Here is a 23,142-nt window from a genome sequence, read left to right as displayed (position 1 = left end):
GAGGTCTCTCAGCGTGGCGCGGCCCATTCACGCCGCAGCAAGCCGTAGACCCACGAGTCGGAGACGTCACCGTTGACGATGCAGTCCTCGCGCAGCGTGCCCTCGCGGACGAAACCGAGCTTCTCCAGCACCCGCGCCGACCCGACGTTGCGGGTGTCGGCCTCGGCCTGCACCCGGTTCAGGTCGAGGGTGTCGAAAGCCCAGGCCAGTACGGCGCCCGCCGCCTCGGTCGCGTAACCGTGACCCCACGACGACTCGGTGTAGCAGTACCCGAGAGAGGCGCTGCGGAACTCCGGGTTCCAGCTGTTGAAGCTGCACCAGCCGATGAACGTGTCGTCGTCGGCGCGGTCCACCGCCAGCCGGATACCGGTGCCGTCGGCCACCATCTGATGGCAGGCCGCGACGAACTTTGCCGGACGCTCGCGATCGGTCCACGGCGGCGAGTCCCAGTAGCGCAGGACGTGCGCGTCGCTGTGCAGCGCCCACAGCGCGTCGGCGTCGGACTCGGCGAACGCGCGCAGCCGGAGGCGATCGGTACGCAGCGTGGGGGAGAGGAACGACATGCCCCAACCCAACCGCCACCGCCGACTGCTGGCAACGGAGTTTCAGACGGTCTGGGTCAGCTGGCGCAGCGATCGCAGCGGGCTGAGCAGCGCGAACGCCGTACCGATCAACATGATCACGCTGCTGATCACCAGCGTCGCGCGCAGTCCGATCAGGCCGCCAAGCGATCCGCCGAGCAACGCGCCGATCGGCTGCATGCCGAAGACGAGGAATCGCCAGGTCGCCTGCGTCCGGGCGAGCAGCTCGGGGCCGATCAGGACCTGGCGGATGGTGACCTGGTTGATGCCGTAGAGCGTCGGGCCGGCGCCGCGGAGCAGCTGGGAGAGCACCACCACGGCGTACACGAGCGCGGTCGGTCCTGCGGCTGCGGCCAGCACGAGGCCGGCCAGGCTCGACAGGGTCATGCCGAGGACGAAGGCGGGACCGCTGCCTAGACGGTTCGTCACAGGTACGCCGACAGAGGCGCCGACGATGCCTGCGAGTCCGGAAACGGCCAAGGCAACTCCGACCAGGCCGGGCGAGAGCTGCACATCACGCACGAGGAAGAGGACGACGATCACCGCCTGCATCTGACCGGCCAGCGCGCCGACCGTCGCGGCGATCGTGGTTGCGCGGAGTACGGGATGCTCGACGACGGCGCGGATGCCTGTCCAGATCCCTTTGCCCAGGGACTCTTTCGGGCGATCGACGGTGCCGGAGCTGATGCTGATGCGCGCTTTGGCCGCTGCGGACAGGAGGAACGTGACCGCGTCCACGGCGATCGCGACGGGCGCGGTGAGCAGCTGCACCAGGAGGCCGCCGAGGGCGTTTCCGCTGGTCGACACCACCGAGTTGCTGAGCGCGAAGGCACTGTTCGCCGCGAGAAGCTCGTGCCGGGGGAGCAGCAGCGGAGCGAACGACTGGGCGGCGATCGCGGAGAACAGAGCGCAAGTGCCGGTCACCAGTACGACGGCGTACAGGTGCCAGATCCTCAGCAGGTCGGTCGCGGCCAGGATCGGGATCGCAGCGAGCGCGGCGGCGGCCAGGAGATCGGTCGCGACGATCACGCGGCGGTACGGCAGCCGGTCGACCCAGACACCGGCCGGCAAGCCCAGCACGAGATGCGGCAGGAACGACGCGGCGCCCAGCAGACCCATCTGCACCGGCGACGCACCCAGTACGACGACCGCCGTCAACGGCAGCGCGACCGAGGTGACGCTCGAGCCCAGCAGCGACACCGAGCTGCCACCGAACAACCGGCGAAAGTCGGGGTACTCCCGGAAGACGCGCCACTGAGCTTTCACCGGCTCCAGCATGATCGCGACGGCCTCGTCCCGCTCGGACGGCGCGTGTCCTTTCGCTATCTGCGGAAAATGCAGTGCCGTCCGCGGAAATGCGGTGCGGCGGCTGGTTCGCGGGCCCTAGATTGCGGCCGTGGATCTTTCGTTTCTCGGGGAGCCGATCGGGCCGGCGGTGCGGGTGCACGGCGGGTACGCCAACCGGATGTACCGGCTCGACACCGACCAGGGGTCGTTCGCGGTGAAGGAGCTGAACGTCGACGACCGGCGCTGGGTCTACCGGGTCGACGATGTGTTCCGGTTCGAGAAGGCGGCGTTCGCGGCCGGCGTGCCGATGCCAGAGCCGGTGGCGGCTGACGAGGGCACGCTGGTGCATCGGTGGGTCGAGGGGGAGAAGGTGCCGGAGGCACCGGTTGCGGCGGCGTACGGGTTCGAGGTCGGGGAGATCCTGGCGCGCATCCACGGGCTCGACGTCGAGTGGCCCGACGAGCCGGTGGAAGAGCCGACGCCGGGGGACTGGGACGAGCTCGCCGCACAGGCCGTCGCGACCGGGCAACCGTGGGCCGCTGAGTTGGCTTCGCGGGTGGAGACGTTTCAGGCGATCGCCCGGTTCGTCGAGACCTGTCCGCGGCCGGGGCCCGTCGTACTGACGCACAAGGACATCCAGCCGTGGAACCTGCTCGCGCGCGACGGGCGTCCGGTGGTGATCGACTGGGAGCTGTCGGGGAAGCTCGATCTGTCCGGTGAGCTGGGGTCGACGGCGCTGAGCCTGTGCAAGGGCCCTGGCTTCGACGACATCCAGCCGGAGATCTTCCGCGCGGTTCTCGACGGGTACGTCGCCGGCGGGGGAGAGCTGCCCGAGCCAGGGCCGAGTTGGTTCGTGTACCTGATCGGCGGCTGGCTCGGCCACACGAGGTGGAACGTCCTGCGCTGCCTGGCCGGCGTCGAGGCGAACACCGGACCAGAGCTGGCGCTGTCGCAGGAGTCCGCGGGCAACGGGATCCGCGGGTTGCCCGAGCTGTTCGAGCGCCGTCCGGAGCTGGAGAGGCTGGTCGTCTAGTCGCGGAGCTTGGCAACCACCAGGTAGTTGTCGCTTTCGGGGGCGAAGGTGGTGGACTGCATCGTCAGTCCGACGGTCTGCAGGTGCGCCAGGAGGTCGTCGTACCGGTAGGGCCAGATGGACAACCGCTCCGAAGATGCTCGGACTGATCCATCCGGTCCGAGCTGGGCGACGACGATCTCGAGGAAGTGTTCCTGCTCCCATTCCTCCGCGATCTGCCAGTAGTAGCTGATGACCGCGTCGCGGTCGTTGCGGCGGATCAGGCGGTCGCGGACGTCGACGCGGGAGCCGGCGGAGCGTACGAGCTCCCAGTTGCGCGACGACAGCACGAGGCGGCCGCCCGGCTTCAGCAATCGGGACATCGCTTCCAGTGCGGTTTGGCGGCCGGCCGCGCCCTCGGCGTGCCCGAGCGAGTTGCCGACGCAGAACACCAGGTCGAACGTGGAGTCCTCCAGGTGGCCGGGCAGTTCGTCCCAGCTCGCGCGGAGGGCTCGAAGCGAGACGCCGTGGTCGCCGGCGAGCTTCGCCGTACGGCGAACCATCTGATCGCTGGCGTCCGTGGCGGTCACGTTCAGACCGAGGTCCGCCAGGCCGACGGCGAGCTGGCCGGTTCCACAGGCGCAGTCGAGGACGCGGGCGTTCGGCGGCAGGGAGTCCACGACGTCGCCGTAGTAGGCCGCGGCTGCATCGGCGGGCGTCAATTTGTCGTCGCCGATCAGCCACTCGTACACGTCGGACAGGGCTCCATAGCCGGCCACCGCGTTCACCTCCGTCGCTCGCTGACACGCGGATCGGACCGCGCGTCCTCCAACAGGAGGGGATCACGGCCAGCCTCTAAATCTCCATCGGATTTCCCGCTGGTTGAGTAGGTTGAACGACTGTCCCTGCCTATCTGTCGTCGGAGAGGTGTCACGGTATGCCCACGATCAGCAACTCAGAGGCGATCGCAGCATGGTCGGCAATGCCGACTGACGCGATCGAGGCGTACGACGATCAGGGCGACTTTCCCAAGCGCCATCTGATGAATGCGAACCTGCTCCGAATGCTGGGCCCTGTCGATGGTCGGAAAGTCCTCGATGCAGGCAGCGGTGAAGGCTACTTGAGTCGGCTTTTGGCCGATGGGGGAGCTGAGGTGGTTGGCGTGGAGCCGGCTGCCGCGCTGCTGGCGCGCGCTCAGAAGCTGGAGCGGGAGCGGCGTCAAGGGATCAGGTTCGTGCAGGCTGATCTCTCGACGTTGCCGGAGGTCGGTCAGCCGTTCGACGCGGTGGTCTGCAGCATGGTGCTGCTCGCCATACCCGCCTGGCAGTCGGCAATGGCGGCCTGCGTCGACGCGCTGAAGCCGGGAGGCCGGTTCGTGTTCTCGATCAACCATCCGGCGTTCGAGAATCTCTACCCGACGTGGCGGGATCACGGTCATTACCAACTTGATCGGTACTTCGATGAGTACGAGATGACAGGAGGCCGTGCACCCGACTTCCATCGCCCGCTGTCGGCCTACATCAACGAGGTCATCGGTCTCGGCTGCCGAGTGACTGAAGTGTGCGAACCGAGACTGGATCCACAGGTCGCACGAGACAGCGGAATCGATGCGATCGAGTCCTATGTCGCACTGCCGAACTTCCTGATCATCAGCGCCGACCGAGACAGGTGAGCGGAGCACCGATCCTGCTGCTAGTTGACATAATGTCCATTATCGGCGCAATACGACGAGGCGGGGATGGAGGCCTGCGAGGCTCAGTTCGTGCACTTCTGCGGACGTCCAGGCCCGGTGGCGGGTCAGCGTTGCGACCTGGTGCTCGTTGACGATCGCGACGACTGTGTCGGTGTCGTGCCAGCTGTTGAGGTACGGCGTCAGGTCGCCGATGGACAGCCTGACGTCCCAGGGTGGATTGGTGAGGATTCTGTCAGCGGCAATCTGCGGGCGCTGGGCGTCGCCGAGTTGCCAGCGGATGCTGGTGGCGTTTCTCTGAGCGGCTCTGAGAGACGCCTCGGCGTGATCCGTGCCGACGTACTGAGCGCCGGGTTCGAGCTGTTGGGCCTCCACGAGGATCGTGCCGGCGCCGCAGAATGGATCCAGGACAACTTGACCTGGCTTGATCGCCGCGAGTTGTGCCATGGCGGCGGCGACCGGCGGGTGCAGGCTGCCTGGGACGGTGTGGCGGCGCCAGGTGCGTCGGTGCAGCGGCGCTGGGAACGGGCGGATGCCGAGGTGGACCGAGGTGCCGTCCAGGATGACGCGCCAGTCGATCCGGGGTTCTGGTGGCTTGGTTGTACGGCGTGAGTGGTACGTCGTACCGGTGTGGTCGGCGATGACTGCGCCGACCAGGTCCTCGACGTCGTACCGGTTGAAGGTGCGGCGGCCGACGTACGAGGCGCTGACGGCGAACGGTTGTCGGTGCGGCCATGGGATCTGGAGGCTGCGGCGCAGTTGTTTGGTCACACTTTGAAGGGCGGATTTGGTGTGACCTGGGTCGTCGAGCTGGGCCGCGAGCAGGAACAGGTCGTCCGCGGTTCTCGGTGGATCGGTGAGGATCGACGCGGTGGCGTCGACGACGAGTTGGCGTTTGGAGATGCTGATGACGTGGTGGCCGGCGGTGGTCAGTTCGGCGGCAACCAGTTGCTCCAGGCCCGTGACAGTACGCACGAGCACCCGTGTGGAGGGCATGACGGTTCTTCCCGGTAGCTGTCGGGAACCGCCGAACGGCTGGATCCCGCCTCGCTAGCCGCGGGCGAACGCCTCGAACTGGCCAGCGGACAGCTAGACCAGACGGAAGAAACTGTACATACGGGTGATCCTGGCACAGGTGGGTGTACGGGCGCCTGTGCTTTTCGGCGTCCTGCCGCAGGCGGTCCCCCAGGGGGTGGCGATGGCCTCTTCTCCCCCTGTTTTGTCATGCATAATCACCATTATGCAGCAGTTATAGTTGCTTGTGGCAACGGCTTCGGAAACTGTCGGTGGGTGCCGGTATGACTGTCGGCTATGAAGGTGCTCGAAGCTCAGGCCGCGTTCTTCGCCGCGCGGCGGCCGCGTAAGGACTCCCCGCACACCACCGACGCCTACCGCCGCGACCTGGCCGGGATCACCGCCCTGCTCACCGACTCCCCCGAGTCGTTCGAGGTCGACGAGCTGACGGCGTCAGCGTTGCGTACGGCGTTCGGTGCGTTCGCGGACGACCATGCGAAGAGTTCCGTACTGCGGGCCTGGTCGACGTGGAACCAGTTCCTGACCTTCTGCGTGTCCGACGGGCTGCTCGCCGGGAACCCGATGGGCGCGGTCGCGCGCCCGAAGACCCCTCCCCTGTCCCCCAAGCCGCTGCGTGGTGAGGACACTCCGGAGAAGCTGCTCAAGTCAGCGGCCGACGGCGATCGCCGGGCCCGCGATCCTTGGCCTGAACGCGACCTGCTGGTGATCGCGCTCGGCCTGGTCGCCGGTCTCCGCTCGGCCGAGATGCGCACGCTCACCGCCGACTCGCTCGCCGGCCGCCCCGGCGAGATGCGCCTGCACGTCCACGGCAAGGGCAGCCGCGACCGCTCGATCCCGGTCGAGCCGATCATGGAACGCATCATCGAGTCGTACGCCGACTCCTGCGATCGGCGTTTTCCGAGCCGGCGTACTACGCGCTCGACCAAGCTCTTGCTGGATCGCAACGGCGATCCGATCGGGCGGGGTGGGCTCGAGTACTTGGTGAAGTCCTGCTATCGCTGGGCTGGGCTCCATGATCGGGTCCCGGTCGGCGCGAATCTGCACGCGCTCCGGCATACGTTCGCGACCCGTCTTGCGGAGGATGGTGCCACGGCGTCGGAGATCATGGCGCTGCTTGGGCACGCGAGTCTTGCGACGAGTCAGAACTACATCGAAGCCACCGGACGAGAGCGCCGGGCTGCCACGGCCAGCAACCGCACGTACCAGACCCTCGACAAAGTGCTCGACTCGTAGGGCCTGATGGCTGGTCACCGCCTTCCCGCCGGGCACGTTGGTCAGCTGAGGTAGGTGAGGTCTTCGGCGATCCGTTGCAGGTGGGCGTCGAACCAGTCGCCGTTGGCTTCTAGTTCGGCTCGGCAGACGATGGCTGACCAGATGGCTCGGTAGAGGGCGAAGGTTCTCTGCAGGGTTGGGGTGAGGGTGAGGTTGTAGCCCGCGAGTACGGCGTGGGTGGCGGTCGGGCCGGCGATGGAGAAGCGGGCCAGGTCGTAGAGGGGGTCGCCGTAGAGGGCGTCGCCCCAGTCGATGAAGGCGGTGAGGGTGCCGTTGGTTGTGTAGATGTGGCGGGGGTGGAGGTCGCCGTGGAGGAGGGCTGGGTGGTGGGGGTCCAGGTCGGTGGCGTGGGTGTGGACCAGGTCGATGAGCTGGGTGCGGTGAGCTTCTGGGAGCAGGCCGGCGGTGACCAGGCCGCCGAGTGCGTTCACCTCGGCGAGAAGGAAGTTGGACCAGGTGGTGTGGAGGGGGCCGGCGAGCGGGCCGTAGCCGTCGCCGGGTGATTGGTGGAGGGTGGCCAGGAGCTGGCCGGCCGCGGTGAGGACCTGTACGTCGGACGGGTCGACGGCGGTGCCGGGGACCTCGCGCAGGAGGAGCTGGTCGGTGTCGACGGCAACGACCTCGGGGACCGGGACGCCGGCGTCGGTGGCCTGGCGGCAGGCTTGGGCCTCGGCGGCTACAGCGGGGCCGGACTTCAGGTAGTAGGTCTCCCCCGTGGTGCGGACGCGGAAGGTTTCGTTGCCTACGAAGCCCTGGATGGGGTCGAGGGCGGTGATGGTTTCGGGGATGTGCTGGGACAGGTCAAGCATTGGTTCTCCGGGCCAGCAGGTACGCGTGCTCCTGCGGGATTTCCTCGTCGGCGGGGCGGGTGGCCTGGAAGAGGATGGTGAAGCCGGCGGTGGTGAGGTGGTGCTGCATCTCGGCGGTGGAGAGCCAGTAGCCGTCGTACGTCGCGTTGAGGTCGGGGGCGCCGCCGCGGCGGCGTTGGCCGTCGCCGGGTTTGTAGGCGGTGACGAGGTGGCCGCCGGGGGCGATCACCCGGGCCAGGGAAGTGAAGGCCGGGGTGCGGTCCTCGGGGGCCAGGTAGATGAGGGAGAACCAGCAGACGGCGCCGGCCATCGACGCGTCCGCGAACGGGAGGTCGCGGAGGTCGGCGACCTCGAAAGAGAAAGCTGGATAGTCGCGGCGGGCGACCTCGATCATGCCGGGTGACAGGTCGACGCCGTACGGCGTGAGGCCGCGCTCCGCCAGGTACGGCGCGAGGCGGCCGGTGCCCGAGCCGATGTCGGCGACATCGGTCCCCAGGTCGGCGCTGAGGACGTAGTCGCTGAAGAGGTCGAGCATCGCGCGCTCGGTCGGCATCCGGTCGAGGGCGCCGCGGACGGCCTCGACGTACACCTCCGCGAGAATGTCGTGGGCGGCGCGTAGTTCGTCGGTCTTCGAGTTCACCGGGCGAACCCTAGCGGCGGGCGCCGACAGCCGAAAACCGTTTGCCGAGCTCGCCGAGCGGCTGGTGTACTCGACGGACTGTCCCGCAGCGAAGGAGTGCCGAGAGATGCGACCTCAGTTCATGTCCACCTCGTTCCGCACCCCCACCTGCACAAGGGACATGAAGCTGCGTGAAAGCACTGAACCTCGGGATTCTGGCGCATGTCGACGCCGGTAAGACCAGCCTGACCGAGCGGCTGCTGTACGCCGCCGGGGTCATCGACGCGGTCGGTAGCGTCGACGACGGCAGTACCCAGACCGACTCGCTCGCGCTCGAGCGGCAGCGTGGGATCACGATCAAGTCGGCCGTGGTCTCGTTCGCGCTCGGTGACCTGACCGTCAACCTGATCGACACCCCGGGCCACCCGGACTTCATCGCCGAGGTGGAGCGGGTGCTCGGTGTGCTCGACGGCGCCGTGCTGGTGGTGTCGGCGGTCGAGGGGGTGCAGGCGCAGACGCGGATCCTGATGCGGACGCTGCAGCGGTTGCGGATCCCGACGCTGATCTTCGTGAACAAGATCGACCGGGCGGGGGCTCGGTACGAGTCGCTCGTCCAGGAGCTCAGGGCGAAGCTTTCGCCGGAGGTCGTGGCGATGGGGGCGACCAGCAACCTCGGGACCGCAACGGCGAGCTTCACGCCGCATCAAGCACCTGAGGGACTCGTCGAGTTGCTCGCCGAGCACGACGAGCGGTTGCTGGCGGCGTACGTGGAGGACGAGAACGCGCTCTCCGACGACGCTCTGCGGGCCGGGCTCGCGGAGCAGACGCGGCGCGCGGTGGTGCATCCGGTGTACTTCGGGTCGGCGATCAGCGGCGCCGGGGTTGAGGCGTTGATCGGCGGGATCCGGGAGTTGCTGCCTGCGCCGGAAGGTGATCCGCGGGCGCCGGTGGCCGGGTCGGTGTTCAAGGTCGAGCGGGGCGCGGCGGGCGAGAAAGTCGCGTACGTGCGGATGTTCAGCGGCGAGGTGCGGACGCGGGACCGGTTGCGGTTCCGTGGTGATCAGGAGGCGAAGGTCACGGCGATCAGCGTCTTCGACGGCGGTACGACGAGGACGCGGGCGAGCGTCGCGGCCGGGCAGATCGGGAAGCTGTGGGGGCTGGCGGAGGTCCGGATCGGGGACCGGATCGCCGGTGGATGTGTCGACGAGTCGGGCCGGAAAGCTTCGGCCGGAGGTCGGGAGGCGTTCTTCGCTCCCCCGACGCTCGAGACCGTCGTCCTGCCGGCGAAAGCGTCCGATCGTGGGAACCTCCAGAGCGCGCTCTCCCAGCTCGCCGAGCAGGATCCGCTGATCAACCTGCGCCAGGACGACGTCCGGCAGGAGACCTCCGTCTCCCTCTACGGCGAGGTGCAGAAGGAGGTCATCCAGACCACCCTCGCCACCGAGTACGGGCTCGACGTCGACTTCCGCGAGACCACGACGATCCACATCGAACGGATCGACGGAGAAGGCGCCGCGGTCGAGTTCAACAAGGTAGACCCGAACCCGTTCCTGGCGACCGTAGGCCTCCGCGTCGAGCCGGCGTCACCAGGCCAGGGAGTCGACTTCGCCCTCGAGGTCGAGCTCGGATCGATGCCGTACGCGTTCATCAAGGCAGTCGAGGAGACCGTCAGAGAGACGCTGCAGCAGGGATTGCGCGGCTGGGAGATCCCCGACGCGCGCGTCGTGATGACCCACTCGGGCTACTCGGCCCGCCAGAGCCACGCGCACGCGGTCTTCGACAAGAGCATGTCGAGCACCGCCGGCGACTTCCGGCTGCTGACCCCGCTCGTCCTGACGACCGCGCTCCGCCAAGCCGGTACGACGGTGCACGAGCCGATGCACCGGTTCCAGCTGGAGCTCCCGACCGACACCGTACGCGGCGTGCTGAGCGCTTTGGCCAAGCTGCGCGCGATTCCGCGGGTGCCCGCGCTCGACACCAGCACCTCGGTGCTGGAGGGCGAGATCCCGGCCGCCGCGGTCTACCAACTGGAGCAACAGCTCCCTGCTCTGACAAGAGGCGAGGGAGTGCTGGAGTCGGCGTTCAAGAGGTACCAGCCGGTGACCGGTGCGGTCCCGCGCAGGGAGCGCACCGATCACGATCCGCTGAACCGCAGGGAGTATCTGCTGCACGTGCTCCGGAGGGTCTAGACGAACAGGCAGAACGGGTGCCCGGCCGGGTCGAGCAGGACCCGGACGGTCTCCTGCGGCTGGTACTCCGCGAGAACGGCGCCCTGGGCAACGGCGTGCTGCGTGGCCACGTCCAGGTCGTCGACCGCGATGTCCAGGTGCTGCGTCGCGTTCTGCGCGCCGGCGTCGGCCGGCCAGCGGGGCCGCTTCCACTGTTCCTCGTACTCGAAGTTCAGGGTGACCTCGCCGGATCCCTCGGCGGCGCGGATCTGGGCCCAGCCGTCGGCGGCCGGGTGTCCGTCGCGGGGTCCCTCGCTGGTCGTCACCGGCCGGCCGAGGAGCCGTGCGTAGAACACCGCGAGCGCCCGCGGGTCGGGGGCCATGATGGTCACCGAGGTGACCTGAAGACTCAGTCCGCTCATTGCCCAGACGCTACCAACGCCCACGGACAGTCCCCGCCGCCTCTCAACCGCTGGAACAGCCGTCCACCAAGCGGGCGACCGGTTGCGTCAGGCAATCACGTCGGCCGGCTTGGTCAGCTCCCGGACCAGCGCCCGGATGGTCAGGTCGACGACGGCCCGCATGTCCACCGCGTCCTTGTCGAGCAGCCACTGCGTCTGCAGCCCGTCCATCGTCGCGATCACCGCCGACGCCGCCCCGATCACCTCGGGATCGTCCATCGACCGATCCGTCGCGTCCGCGACCGCACTGGTGATCATGTCCCGCAGCCCGGCGAACCGCCCGGCGAAGAAGTTCCGCGCCGGGTGCTTGTCGGTCACCGACTCCCCCAGCAGAACCGTGTAGGTCTGCACGATCCCGGGCCGCTTGCTGTTCTCCTCCGCGGTGTCCACCAGGTGCTCGAGCAGCGGCGCGCCGCGCGGCGCGTGGTGTCCTTCGAGCTCGGCGACGTCGGCGTCGTCGCGGTACTCCAGCAGCGCGATCAGCAGCTGCTCCTTGGAGCCGAAGTGGTGCAGGACGCCGGCGTGCGTCATCCCGACCCGGTCCGCGATGTCCTGCAGCGAGCCGTTCGCGTAGCCGCGTTCGCCGAAGACCGTCATCGCCGCGTCGAGGATCTCCGCGCGGCGGCGGCCGGACCGTTTCTGCGGTCGTTGCGCCCGTCCGGCGCCCGACGCGGGCGGTGCCGGCCAGGTCTGCTCGTCGCTCATTCAAGACCTCCCGACCAGTCAGTAACCCTCGACCCGAGCTTACGGCTCCGGCCCGATCGTCGCGCGCTCCCCCAGCACAGCCCGTGTCGGACGACACTGTCCACGCCGCCTCCCAAATCACGCTCCGCGACCGAAATCCCGCCTCGGAAGCCGTTTTCCTGACCGCATGCAATCAGATCAACTTTCTGAGCGGTAAGTAACGTTACGAAACGGTGATCTTTCAAGAACTTGCAAACCAGTAAGTAAGTCCTGCTTACTGTGCAGGACACGGCCCGGAACCACGCGGGCCGCAGGAGGAGAACCGATGACCGTTCAGACCGATCTCCACGGCACCGCCGGGAGCCACGGTGGTCCGTACCGCAGCCGCGTCACCCTGCTGACCGGCGCCACGTCCTGGACCCTGCACGCGCTCCCCGAGCGGATGCTGCGCCCGATCGTCGTCTCGGACGGCCCGATCGGCGTCCGCGGTGTCGACGAGGACACCCGTCCGTCGGCGCAGCTGCCGAGCCCGACCGCGCTGGCCGCCACCTGGGACCCGGCGCTGATCGCGCGGCTCGGCACGCTGATCGCCGGCGAGGCCCGCCGCAAGCGCGTCGACGTGGTCCTCTCCCCCGTCGTGAACCTCCAGCGCACCCCGTACGGCGGCCGCCACTTCGAGGCGTTCTCCGAGGACCCCCTGCTGACCGGCACGATCGCCGCGGAGTTCATCCGCGCGGTGCAGGAGCGCGGCGTCGCGGTCTGCGTGAAGCACTTCCTCGGCAACGAGTCCGAGACCGAGCGCACGTCGTACCTCGCGAAGATCGGTGAGCGCGCGCTGCGCGAGGTGTACCTGGCGCCGTTCGAGAAGGCGGTCCGCGAGGCCGGCGTGTGGAGCGTGATGGCCGCCTACAACGGCATCGACGACGGCTACGAGGCGTCGCCGGCGACCGAGCACTCGCGGCTGCTCAACGACGTCCTCAAGGGCGAGTGGGGTTTCGACGGTGTCGTGATCAGCGACTGGCTGGCGACCTCGTCGACGGTCGAGTCGGCGCTCGGCGGCCTCGACCTGGTGATGCCCGGTCCGGGCGGACCGTGGGCCGAGGGGCTGGAGAAGGCGGTCGAGGAGGGACTCGTCCCGGAGTCCCTCCTCGACGACAAGGTCGACCGGATCGTCCGCCTCGGCGCCCGCGTCGGAGCCGTCCCCGGTACGCCGGTCACCGTCGACGCCGTCCAGCGGAACCTCCCGGTCATGCAGTCCACCCGCGAGCTGCTCCGCGAGACCGTCGCCCGCTCGATGGTTGTTCTGGGCAACAACGGGCTGCTCCCGCTGCCGGTCTCCACCGTCGGCACGGTCGCGCTGATCGGCCCGAACGCGCTCGACCCGTTCGTCCAGGGCGGCGGCAGCGCCTTCGTGACCGCGCCGTACCTGGCCTCGGCGCAGCAGGCGCTCCAGGACGTCCTCCCGTACGCCGTGGTCAAGGCGGACCGCGGCACCTCGGCGTACGCCCACGCCCGGCCGATCGACCCGAGCCTGGTGACCACGCCGGACGGCGAACCGGGCTACTCGCTCACCTTCGTCGACGAGCACGACGTGCCGGTCGGCGAGGAACGGATCGTCCCGGCCAGCGAGAGCTGGAATCGCGAGGCTCCGCTCGGCGCGATCCGGGCCCGGATCCGCGCTGTCGTCACGCTCGACCAGCCGGGCGACCACCGGATCGGGGTCGGCGTCTCCGGCGCGCACACGATCCGCTTCGACGGCGAGGTCGCCTCGACCTCGACCACCTGGGCCGACCACGACGTCATCCTCGACTCGTCGGCCAACCACCCGAACGGCCCGGCGGCCGTCCTGTCGTCCGACGGCGGCCGCCGGGTGACCATCGAGTCCAACCAGCAGGTCGTCGACGCCGGTGCGTACGGCCGGTTCGTCCGGTTCCTGCTCCGGCACGATCTGCCCGGGCTGCCGCCCGACGAGGAGATCGAGCGCGCCGTCGCGGTCGCGGCAGCTGCCGACACCGCGATCGTTGTCGTCGGCACCAACGAGGAGACCGAGTCCGAAGGCTGGGACCGCCGTGACCTCCAGCTGCCCGGCCGTCAGAACGAGCTGGTCGAGCGCGTGATCGCGGCCAACCCGCGCACAGTGGTCGTCGTCAACGCCGGTGCTCCCGTGATCCTGCCCTGGCTCGAGAGCGCCGCCGCGGTCCTGTGGTGGTGGCTGCCCGGTCAGGAGGCCGGCAACGGTCTGGCCGACGCGCTGCTCGGGGTGACTGAGCCGAGCGGCCGGCTGCCGTGGACGCTGCCTGCGGCCGAGGCCGACGTACCGGTGAAGGAGACGACGCCGGTCGACGGCGTGCTCGACTACACCGAGGGCATCGACATCGGCTACCGCGGCTGGGAACGCCTCGACCGTACGCCGGCGCGCGAGTTCGGCTTCGGCCTGGGCTACGGCACCTGGCAGTACGACGGTATCGAGCTCCACGGCGGACCGGACGACCTCGTCGTCCAGGTCGCCCTCACGAACACCGGCTCCCGTCAGGCGCGGGAAGTCGTGCAGGTCTACCTCGAGGCACCGGACTCGCCGGTCGAGCGCCCGGTGCGCTGGCTGGCCGGTTTCGCGGCCGCCGAGCTCGCCGCGGGCGAGTCGGCGACGCTGCGGGTCCCGGTCGGGCGCCGTGCTCTCGAGACCTGGAACGTCGCACAGCACCGCTGGGAGATCCCCGAGGGGCGCTACGTGTTCCGCGCGGGCAGGTCCAGCCGTGATCTGCGGCTGTCCGCGACCGCATCCCTCAAGGACGCAGGCTGAGCGGCCGGTCCCAACCCAAGGAGGTACCAGGAAATGAACCGAACCGGAAAGCGGCTGACGGCGCTGGCCGCCGTGCCGCTGCTGCTCGCGGCGTTCGCCGCCTGCGGGTCGTCGGACGACTCGTCCGGCGGCAAGGCCGGCGAGAAGGTGGAGATCACCTTCCAGGAGCAGTTCAGCGACGCCGAGACGGCCCAGTTCGAGAAGCAACTGGCGAGCTTCTCGCAGGCCAACCCGAACATCACGGTGAAGCTGGTCCGTGACAACGACAAGAGCTACTACGACAAGCTGACCACGCAGATCGCCGGTGGCAAGGGGCCGGACGTGGTCCGGGTCGAGCCGCCGCGCGCGACGCAGTTCATCGCGTCGGGCTGGGCGCTGCCGCTGGACGACACCGTGCAGGCCAAGGAGTACTTCCCGGCCAGCCTCGAGCCGATCACCAAGGACGGCAAGCTGTACGGCGTACCGGCGGACCTGTCGGCGCTGGCGCTGTTCTACCGCACCGATCTGCTCAGCGCGGCCGGCATCAGCACGCCGCCGGCGACCTGGGACGAGTTCACCACCGCGGCGAAGAAGCTCACCAACGGCAAGGTGAAGGGCGCCGGTCTGTTCGGCGGCTGGGGCGGCTTCGAGTTCTACCCCTGGCTGTGGCAGTCGGGCGCGGATGTCCTGGACAAGGACCAGAAGACGGCCGTGTTCAACTCCCCGGAGGCGGTGAAGGCGCTGCAGCTGTGGGTCGACCTGCAGAAGGACGCGATGCCGGCCGGGATGGCGAGCGCGACCGAGGACGACCTGAAGGGCCCGTTCGTGTCCGGCACGCTGGGCATGATGACGTCGGGGCCGTGGATGATCCCGTCGCTGAAGACGGCCGGGATCGACGGCAAGTGGGCGGTCGCGCCGCTGCCGAAGGACCAGCAGGAGGCGACGGTTCTCGGTGGGCTCGATCTGCTGGTGCTGAAGAACAGCAAGCACGCCGACGCGGCGAAGACGTTCGTGAAGTGGCTGATGGACGACGCGGTGCAGAAGGAGTGGGCGAGCGCGCTCGGCTACATCCCGGTCAAGACCGCCCTGTACGACGACCCGGTGTTCAAGGACGACAAGTACGTGAGCGCGTTCTCCGCGGTCCTGCAGCAGGCGCGGTCGCGCCCGTCGGTCCCGCAGGCCGGTGACATCGACACCGCCCTCGGGAACGCCGTGCAGGCGGCGCTGTCGGGCAAGAAGTCGCCGAAGGACGCGCTCGACGAGGCTGTCGAGGCGTCGAACAAGGCGCTGCAATGACCTCTGTGACACCAGCTCTCGCGGGTGGGGCCCACCGGTCCCACCCGCGGAGGCGGCGCCGCCGGGAGGCGCTCGCGCCGTACCTGTTCCTGGCCCCGGCCCTGCTCGCGGTCGCCGCGTTCGTCGTGTACCCGATCGGCACGGTCGCCGTGCAGAGCCTGTTCGACGTGAACCCGGTCAAGCACGAGGGCTGGGAGTTCGTCGGGGTCGACAACTACACCCAGGCCTTCGGTGACCACCAGGTCTGGTCGGTCTTCGGCAACAGCGTGATCTGGACGGTGGGGTCGGTGGCCCTGCAGCTCGTGGTCGCGATGGCCGGAGCGCTGCTCCTGCAGCAGCTGGCCGGGGCCCGGATCCTGCGCGCGATCTTCGTGCTGCCGTGGGCGACGCCCGTGGTCGTCGGTGCGCTGGCCTGGAAGTTGCTGTACCAACCGGACTACGGGCTGATCAACCAGCTGCTCGGCGTGTTCGGTCTGTCGGGTCTGCAGGAGGCCTGGCTGTCCAACCCGAACACCGCGCTGGCCGCGGTGGTCGTGGCGAACGTCTGGCGGGGTTTCCCGTTCATCATGGTCCTGCTGATCGCCGGGATGGCCTCCATCCCCGGTGAGGTCTACGAGGCCGCGGGGGTGGACGGGGCGTCCTGGACGCAGACCTTCCTCCGGATCACCGTGCCGCTGCTGAAGCCGATGCTGATGACCAGCACGCTGCTGGCGCTGATCTGGACCTTCAACAACTTCAGCTCGATCTACGTGATGACCGGCGGTGGGCCGGCCGGCTCGACCGACATCCTCACCACGTTCGTCTACAAGAGCGCGTTCTCCAGCTTCGACTTCGGCTACGCCTCGGCGCTGTCGATGATCCTGTTCGCGATCGTCGGCGCCGGCTCGGCCGTCTACATCCGTGCGTTCGGCAAGGAGGCGCTGTCGTGAGGCCGAAGCGCCTGCTGCTCTGGCTGGGGGCCGTGATCCTGGCGGTCTTCGCGCTGCTGCCGATGCTGGGGATCGTCGCGGACGCGTTCAAGACCCGTGAGGAGCTGTACCAGAGTCCGCACGCGCTGCTGCCGTCGCACCCGACGTTCGAGAACTTCACGTACGTCGTGAGCCGCGGCAACTTCGTCGCCTGGCTGGGCAACTCGCTGCTGGTCAGCGTGTGCACGGTCGCGATCGGGATCCTGATCGGCGTGATGGCGGGCTACGCGCTGTCGCGGTACCAGTTCCGGGGCCGGCTGGCGATCGTGGTCGGGCTGCTGTCCACCCAGATGTTCCCGTCGGTGCTGCTGATCATCCCGTTGTTCAGCATCGTGTCGAAGCTGAACCTGATCGACACGCCCTGGGCGCTGGTGCTGGCCCAGGTGAGCGCGTCCGCGCCGCTCGGGGCGTGGCTGATGAAGACCGCGTTCGACCAGGTCCCGAAGGAGATCGACGAGGCGGCCCGGATCGACGGCGCCGGCCAGTTCGGGGCGATGTGGTACGCCGCGCTGCCCGCGGCCCGGCCCGGTGTGGTCGCCGCCGGCATCTTCATCTTCATCGGGTCGTGGGAGGAGTTCACGTTCGCGCTGACGTTCACCAACAGCGACGAGCACCGGACCCTGCCGGTCGGGCTGTCGCAGCTGTCCAGCGCGTACGAGGTGTCGTGGAACCAGCTCGCGGCGATGTCGATCCTGGTCGCCATCCCGAGCATCGTCCTGTTCAGCATCATTCAGAAGTGGCTGGTCGCGGGCAACGCGGCGGGAGGGGTGAAGGGATGAGCGCGGTCACCGTGGCCGGCGGTCTGCTCCGGGTCGGCCGGGACGAGCTCCCGCTGATCGCTGGGGAGATCCAGTTCTGGCGGATGGAGCCGGAGACCTGGGAGCCCGCTGTGCGGGCCGCCCGGGCGGCCGGCGTGACGCTGATCAGCAGCTACCTGTCCTGGCGCCGGCACGAGCCGGAGCAGGGCCGGTTGGACTTCACCGGGCGCGACGACCCGCGGCTCGACGTACGACGGTTCCTGCGGATCTGCGCCGACGCCGGTGCGCTGGTGCAGCTCAAGCCCGGGCCGTGGATCTGTGCCGAGGAGCCCGGCGGCGGTTATCCCGACTGGTTGCTGGAGCGGACCGAGTTGCTGGTTCGCGACGACCAGGGCGAGATCGTGCTCGGGTACAACCCGCCGTTCCAGCACCCGATGCCGAGCTACGCCGATGAGCGGTACCTGTCGGTGGTCGAGGACTGGTTCGCCGCGGTCTGGGCGGCGATCGGCGACCAGGTGCACCCGCACGGTCCGGTCGTCGCGCTGCAGCTCGACAACGAGCCGAGCCTCTGCTTCCAGGACTCGCTCTACGGCTCCGACTACAGCGAGGCCTCGGTCACGGCGTACCGGGAGTGGATGCGGGATCGCTACGGCGACACCAGCACCGTCTGGCCACCGCGGCGGCCGAGTCTCGACGGACCACCGTCGGCGCAGAGCCTCGAGGACTGGATCGCGTTCAAGACCGCCTCGACCACGCGCTACCTGGCGACCTTGAAGCAGATGCACGAGAAGCTCGGCGGCCAGGACCTGCTCTACACGGTGAACCTGGTGACGCATCCCGTGCACGACGTCCCGGTCGCGCACTCCGCCGTACGCCGTGATGTCGGCGCCGCGACCGGCGAGGACCACTACTACATCCCGCCGCTGGACACCGCCGACATCCACCGCCTCGCGCGGTCGGCCGCGACGGCCCGGGCGGCCGGGGAACCGCTCCCCTGGATCCCCGAGCTGCAGGCCGGGATCTGGCGCTCCCCCGGCGAGCTCGTCGAGTACCCCGACCCGACGCCGCTGGAGCAGGAGGTCTGGTGGGGTGCCGCGGTCGCGCTCGGCTTCGCCGGGTTCAACCTGTACATGCTCGGCAACCGGGAGAACTGGGAGCTCGCGCCGCTGGAGAACGACGGCCGGCGGTCGGACTTCTTCGCGCCGATCGACCAGCTCGTGGGTCTCGCGCACCGGCGGCCCGACGCGCTGACCGCGCCGGTCGTTCCGAGCGTGGTGGTCGCGTGGCACAGGCCCGACGCGCACGCGGCGTACTCGGTGACCGGTACGTCGCGGCTGCCCGACGTCGACTGGTACGACGAGGAGACGGCGGCGCCGTACCGGCTCTGGGAGCGGACGCTGCTGGAGCTCACCGAGCGCGGGATGCCGTACGACCTGTGGGACACGGCGACGGAGCTGGTGTCGCCGGTCGAGGTCCCGGTCGTGATCCCGCCGCGCTGCGGTGTCGACCCCGACCAGGTGGCGTGGCTGCGGGCCGAAGGCCGCACCGTCATCGAGGTCACCGATCAGCTGCCGGCCCTCCCCTCGCCGGCGCTGATCGGTCCGGGCGGGCGGATCCCGAACACCCTGATCGGGATCCGCCCGCTGCCCGGGGAGCTGATCGTCCACGTCGTGCACTGGGGTGACGGCTTCGACGACTCCCTGCTCTACCTGCCCGGCGTACCGAACGGGACGCTGACCGACCTCACGTCTCCGCAGTCCACCCTGTTCCGTTTCGAGCACGCACCGCTGAAGCTCGTCCCCGGCCACCGCGTGTACGCCGTCACGGCCTGACCCCGCAGCACCCCGTCCGCCAGCGCGCCGAAGCGCTCCGGCTGCTCCGCTCTGCCCTGTTTCGCAGTCACCCACGTTGATAGTCAGCCTCACTGACTATAGTCACAGCCCGCTCCGGCGGGCCCGCCACTGGGAGGACCATGAAGTCACGATGGGTGGTCGCCGCCTCGGCAACCATCGCAGTCTCCGCAGCTCCACTGATCGCCCCCACGTCCCCAGCTCCGGCCTACGCCGCCCCGACCGGTACGCCGGTCGCGGTCACGGCGACCTCACTGGCCGGCGACCAGCTCACCCCGAAGCCCGGCCTGACCTTCAGCGCACTGGCGACCGTGCCCGACGTCCGGGTCGACGCGACCCGGCAGTTCCAGCCGATCGAGGGCTACGGCGCGACCTTCAACGAGGCCGGCTGGGACACGCTGAACAAGCCGAACGTCAGCTCGGCCCAGCGCACCCAGGTGATGTCGAAGCTGTTCAACCCGACGTCCGGCGCCGGGTTCACGATCGCCCGCACCCCGATCGGGTCCAGCGACTTCGCGCTGACCCACTACTCCTACGACGAGACCGCCGGGAACGTCGACGACTTCGCGCTGAGCAACTTCTCGGTCGCCCACGACGACGCCAACCTGGTGCCCTACATCCAGGCCGCCAAGGCCCAGGGCGCCTTCCGCCTGATGGCCTCGCCGTGGACGGCGCCCGGCTGGATGAAGGACAACAAGTCGCTGCTCGGCCAGAACCCGCTGATGCCCGGCGTGCTGCCGTACCTGGTCAAGCCCTCGGTCAACCCGCAGTACTACACGGCCTACGCCAACTACTTCCAGAAGTACGTCGCGGCCTACGCGGCCCGGGGCATCACCATCGACGACGTGTCGGTGCAGAACGAGCCGGAGAACCCGGCGGCGTTCGAGGCGACCAAGTGGGACTTCGACCAGATGTCCGACTTCGTCGGCAACTACCTCGGCCCGACGTTCGCCGCGACCTCGACCAACACCAAGATCCGGATCTACGAGCACAACCAGGACCACTGGTACTACCCGGCCAACATCCTCAACGACACGGCCGCGCGTGAGTACACCGGCGGGGTCGACTTCCACCCCTACGAGTGCGACTTCGGCCCGGCCGGGAACCGCCCGTACTGCGTCAACGGCAACGTGAACTTCCTCGAGCAGGTGAAACCCGGCTACTCGACCTGGATGAGCGAGCACACCGACCTTGGTCAGGCCGAGCCGGACAACTACATCCGCGACGAGAAGTGGGGCCGCGAACTGGTGGCCCAGACCAACGGCGGCCGGAACGCCTACATCTACTGGAACATGGTGCTGGACCAGAACGGTGGCCCGGTGACGCCGCTCAGCGCGCCGCAGGAACCGCTGGTCGAGGTCGACACCAGCACGAACCCGGCGACGATCTCGTACCTGCCGAAGTACTACCAGCTCGGCCAGTTCTCGAAGTTCGTCAAGCCCGGTGCGCACCGGATCGCCGCCGAGGGCGGCAAGACCGGCTCGACCGTCGTCCAGACCGCGTTCGAGAACCCCGACGGGCAGCGGGTGCTGGTCGCGGTGAACAGCGGGCCGCAGCAGAACCTCACGGTCGGCGAGGACGCGGCCGGTTTCACCGCGACGCTCGCGGAGCACTCGACCACGACCTTCACCTGGAGCGGCGCGCGGACGTCGTACGCGATCGACGCCGGTGCGACCATCGGGTCGACCGACCACTCCGGCACCAAGTTCGATGCTGACGGCAACTTCACCGGCGGCTCGATCGCCAGTACGTCGGCCGCGATCGCGAACACGCCGGACGACGCGCTCTACCAGAAGACCCGCGACGGGAACTTCAGCTACGCGCTGGCCGTGCCCACCGGGCGCTACCGCGTGACGCTGCAGCTGAGTGACAACACCTCGACCGCGAACGGCCAACGTGTCTTCAATGTCGTGGCCGAAGGCGCGACCCAGCTGAGCGTCGATGCGTTCCAGGCGGCAGGCGGCGGTAAGAAGGCGACCAGCAAGACGTTCGACCTGGCCGTCACCGACGGCACGCTCAACCTGTCGACCGTCGCGACCACCGGGACGGCGACCGTCGCGGGGATCATGGTGAATCCGCTGCCGGCCGTCGGCCAGCCGTACAAGTCGATCGCGGTCGGCACGGCCGGTTTCGCTCCGCTGAACACCGGGGTGCTCCCGGGCACGCTGTTCGGCGGTGACTACAACGTCGGCGGGCAGGGCGCGGGCTACCAGATCGCGACCCGGGTCGCCTCGACGAGTCCTCGCCAGGACGGCGTCAACCTGGTGACCTCGACCGGCGACGGTGAGTTCCCGACCGCTCCGGGCATCAACAACCTCGCGACCGGCGACCGGGTCAACTACACCGCCAACGTGCTCAGCGGCGGCAACTTCGACGTGCACGCGCGGGTCTCGTCGACCGTGAGCGCGCAGTACCGGGTCGAGCTCGACGGGGTGTCGCTCGGGTCGGTTCCGTTCTCCAGCACCGGCGGCGGGTGGAGCACCATGTCGCTGTACGGCAAGCAGATCCCGGCCGGCGTGCACACGCTGACCTTCGTGGTCGAGTCCGGGACCGTCGCGCTGCACTACCTGGAAGGTTCCCGGGTCAACGAGATCGCCGGGGGCGCGGTGATCGAGGCCGAGGACTACGGGCCGGGCGGTCAGGGCAACGGGTACAGCGACTCCAGCGGGAACAACGGCAACGCGACCTACCAGAGCAACCCGCTCTACGGGTACTACCGCGGCGGTGACGTCGACCTCGAGCCGAGCTCGTCCGACGGCACCAAGCTGGAGAACTACGACGTCGGCAGCACCGCCGACGGCGAGTGGCTGCGCTACGACTTCTACACGCCGAACGCCGCGTCGTACACGATCAGTGCGCGGGTGGCCAGCGAGTTCACCTCCGGACGGATCCGGTACGCCGTCGACAGCCCGACCAACGTCGCGAACGTGGTCAGCCCGGCGCAGCTGACGGTGCCGAACACCGGCGGCTGGCAGACCTGGATCGACATCGCCCAGCCGGTGAACCTGCCGGCCGGCGCGCACGCGCTCTACGTCCGGATCGAGACCGGCGGGTTCAACCTCGACCGGCTGACGATCACCCCGACCGGTCAGGGCTGGGCCAAGACGGTCAACCTCGGCGACAACTTCTCCGCGGGACCGGGCGTGACGCAGTCGTCGTCGCCGAACTCGCGCGGCTACGTGAAGTCGGGGACGACGGTCACGATCAAGTGCGAGCGGGCGCGCTGGAACCAGGTCCAGTACCTGGCCGACACGCTCGGCCGGCGGGACACGACGTACGACGCGTCCTGCCCGGGTGACAAGAGCGAGAGCATCGCCAACGCGACCAACCCGACCGGGACGACCAGCACCGACGGCGACGAGATCGCCGAGGCAGCCGACGGCTACTCCGGCGGCGCTCCCGGCACCGGCGCCCTTGGTTCCGGGACCGACACGGTCACGGTGACGATCGGTGCCAACGACACCTACACGTCGACCGACACGCTGTGGTCCGGCACGATCCTCGGCCAGATGACGGCCTGCATCGCGACCACGACCTGCGTGGACTCCGGTGGCAACCCGACCAACCACGGCCCGCGGGCCGTGGTTGGTCGGCGACCGACACCACGCGCAACCTGCGCGCGGTCGTCGACCGGATCCGCGCCTACGCGCCGTCGGCGAAGATCCGGTTCGTCAGCTACCCGTCGGTCTTCGGCACCGGTTCGAGCGTCTCCTGCTCGGGCGGTACGGCGGCCTCCGGCAGCAAGCCGGACACGCGGTACAACCTGCAGACCAACGAGACGCAGTACCTGCAGGGCCTGCTGACCGCGCTCACCACGGCGCAGCAGACCGCGCTCGGCAACATCCGTACGGCGCTCGGCCTGAGCACGACGCA

The 23,142-nt window shown here is 69.0% G+C and carries 18 protein-coding genes; 10 read left to right on the top strand and 8 right to left on the bottom strand.

From position 1 onward, the window contains the following. Positions 1–8: 8 nt before the first annotated feature. Both AB0M01_RS38295 and AB0M01_RS38290 read right to left on the bottom strand, forming a co-directional pair. Positions 9–563, bottom strand: a complete 555-nt coding sequence (locus AB0M01_RS38295) for a GNAT family protein (RefSeq protein ID WP_363677608.1) — start codon at positions 561–563, stop codon at positions 9–11. Positions 564–605: 42 nt separating this feature from the next. Continuing rightward, complete coding sequence (locus tag AB0M01_RS38290) at positions 606–1,847, bottom strand: MFS transporter (RefSeq protein WP_363677607.1); 1,242 nt, start codon at positions 1,845–1,847, stop codon at positions 606–608. A 130-nt stretch (positions 1,848–1,977) separates the two neighbouring features. Between AB0M01_RS38290 and AB0M01_RS38285 the strand changes: the two genes are divergently transcribed. Next, complete coding sequence (locus AB0M01_RS38285) at positions 1,978–2,901, top strand: phosphotransferase (protein WP_363677605.1); 924 nt, start codon at positions 1,978–1,980, stop codon at positions 2,899–2,901. Here the strand turns inward: AB0M01_RS38285 and AB0M01_RS38280 are convergent. After that, complete coding sequence (locus AB0M01_RS38280; protein WP_363677604.1) at positions 2,898–3,659, bottom strand: class I SAM-dependent methyltransferase; 762 nt, start codon at positions 3,657–3,659, stop codon at positions 2,898–2,900. The genes AB0M01_RS38285 and AB0M01_RS38280 overlap by 4 nt on opposite strands. A gap of 158 nt (positions 3,660–3,817) precedes the next feature. Here AB0M01_RS38280 and AB0M01_RS38275 point away from each other — a divergent pair, with 158 nt between their 5' ends. Continuing rightward, entirely contained in the window at positions 3,818–4,552 is a 735-nt protein-coding gene (locus tag AB0M01_RS38275) for a class I SAM-dependent methyltransferase (protein ID WP_363677603.1), read from the top strand. Positions 4,553–4,591: 39 nt separating this feature from the next. On the opposite strand, the gene AB0M01_RS38270 is transcribed toward AB0M01_RS38275, so the two are convergent. Continuing rightward, positions 4,592–5,545 (bottom strand): methyltransferase domain-containing protein, encoded by a 954-nt coding sequence (locus AB0M01_RS38270; protein ID WP_363677602.1) that lies wholly within the window; start codon positions 5,543–5,545, stop codon positions 4,592–4,594. A 336-nt stretch (positions 5,546–5,881) separates the two neighbouring features. Here AB0M01_RS38270 and AB0M01_RS38265 point away from each other — a divergent pair, with 336 nt between their 5' ends. Continuing rightward, positions 5,882–6,838, top strand: coding sequence for a tyrosine-type recombinase/integrase (locus AB0M01_RS38265; protein ID WP_363677600.1), 957 nt, complete (start codon positions 5,882–5,884; stop codon positions 6,836–6,838). A 41-nt stretch (positions 6,839–6,879) separates the two neighbouring features. On the opposite strand, the gene AB0M01_RS38260 is transcribed toward AB0M01_RS38265, so the two are convergent. Further along, complete coding sequence (locus AB0M01_RS38260; RefSeq protein ID WP_363677598.1) at positions 6,880–7,686, bottom strand: aminoglycoside phosphotransferase family protein; 807 nt, start codon at positions 7,684–7,686, stop codon at positions 6,880–6,882. Then, the gene (locus tag AB0M01_RS38255) at positions 7,679–8,326 is read right to left on the bottom strand and encodes a class I SAM-dependent methyltransferase (protein ID WP_363677597.1); all 648 of its coding nucleotides are present in this window, start codon (positions 8,324–8,326) and stop codon (positions 7,679–7,681) included. The genes AB0M01_RS38260 and AB0M01_RS38255 overlap by 8 nt, the downstream gene beginning before the upstream one ends. 170 nt (positions 8,327–8,496) lie before the next feature. Between AB0M01_RS38255 and AB0M01_RS38250 the strand changes: the two genes are divergently transcribed. Further along, positions 8,497–10,494: a translation factor GTPase family protein gene (locus AB0M01_RS38250; protein ID WP_363677595.1), complete on the top strand. Its 1,998-nt coding sequence runs from the start codon at positions 8,497–8,499 to the stop codon at positions 10,492–10,494. On the opposite strand, the gene AB0M01_RS38245 is transcribed toward AB0M01_RS38250, so the two are convergent. Further along, positions 10,491–10,895: a VOC family protein gene (locus tag AB0M01_RS38245; RefSeq protein WP_363677594.1), complete on the bottom strand. Its 405-nt coding sequence runs from the start codon at positions 10,893–10,895 to the stop codon at positions 10,491–10,493. The genes AB0M01_RS38250 and AB0M01_RS38245 overlap by 4 nt on opposite strands. An 87-nt stretch (positions 10,896–10,982) precedes the next feature. Continuing rightward, positions 10,983–11,639 carry a TetR/AcrR family transcriptional regulator gene (locus AB0M01_RS38240; RefSeq protein WP_363677592.1) on the bottom strand — a complete coding sequence of 219 codons (657 nt, stop codon included), beginning with the start codon at positions 11,637–11,639 and terminating at the stop codon, positions 10,983–10,985. Between the two features lie 304 nt (positions 11,640–11,943). Between AB0M01_RS38240 and AB0M01_RS38235 the strand changes: the two genes are divergently transcribed. From AB0M01_RS38235 to AB0M01_RS38210, 6 genes are all read left to right on the top strand, one after another. Beyond that, positions 11,944–14,418 (top strand): glycoside hydrolase family 3 C-terminal domain-containing protein, encoded by a 2,475-nt coding sequence (locus tag AB0M01_RS38235; protein WP_363677591.1) that lies wholly within the window; start codon positions 11,944–11,946, stop codon positions 14,416–14,418. Between the two features lie 33 nt (positions 14,419–14,451). Beyond that, entirely contained in the window at positions 14,452–15,693 is a 1,242-nt protein-coding gene (locus tag AB0M01_RS38230) for a sugar ABC transporter substrate-binding protein (protein WP_363677590.1), read from the top strand. Further along, complete coding sequence (locus AB0M01_RS38225) at positions 15,690–16,622, top strand: sugar ABC transporter permease (RefSeq protein ID WP_363677589.1); 933 nt, start codon at positions 15,690–15,692, stop codon at positions 16,620–16,622. Before AB0M01_RS38230 ends, AB0M01_RS38225 begins: the two co-directional genes overlap by 4 nt. Next, positions 16,619–17,440, top strand: a complete 822-nt coding sequence (locus AB0M01_RS38220; RefSeq protein ID WP_363677587.1) for a carbohydrate ABC transporter permease — start codon at positions 16,619–16,621, stop codon at positions 17,438–17,440. Before AB0M01_RS38225 ends, AB0M01_RS38220 begins: the two co-directional genes overlap by 4 nt. Beyond that, complete coding sequence (locus tag AB0M01_RS38215) at positions 17,437–19,251, top strand: beta-galactosidase (RefSeq protein ID WP_363677585.1); 1,815 nt, start codon at positions 17,437–17,439, stop codon at positions 19,249–19,251. Before AB0M01_RS38220 ends, AB0M01_RS38215 begins: the two co-directional genes overlap by 4 nt. Positions 19,252–19,391: 140 nt before the next feature. Then, positions 19,392–23,072, top strand: coding sequence for a carbohydrate-binding protein (locus AB0M01_RS38210; protein WP_363677584.1), 3,681 nt, complete (start codon positions 19,392–19,394; stop codon positions 23,070–23,072). The last annotated feature ends 70 nt before the right edge of the window (positions 23,073–23,142 follow it).

It is taken from the genome of Kribbella sp. NPDC051770 (assembly GCF_040681455.1).
Classification (GTDB): Bacteria; Actinomycetota; Actinomycetes; order Propionibacteriales; family Kribbellaceae; genus Kribbella.
The sequence above is the reverse complement of the archived record's forward strand: the minus strand, read 5'-3'. Positions and strand labels throughout refer to the sequence as shown.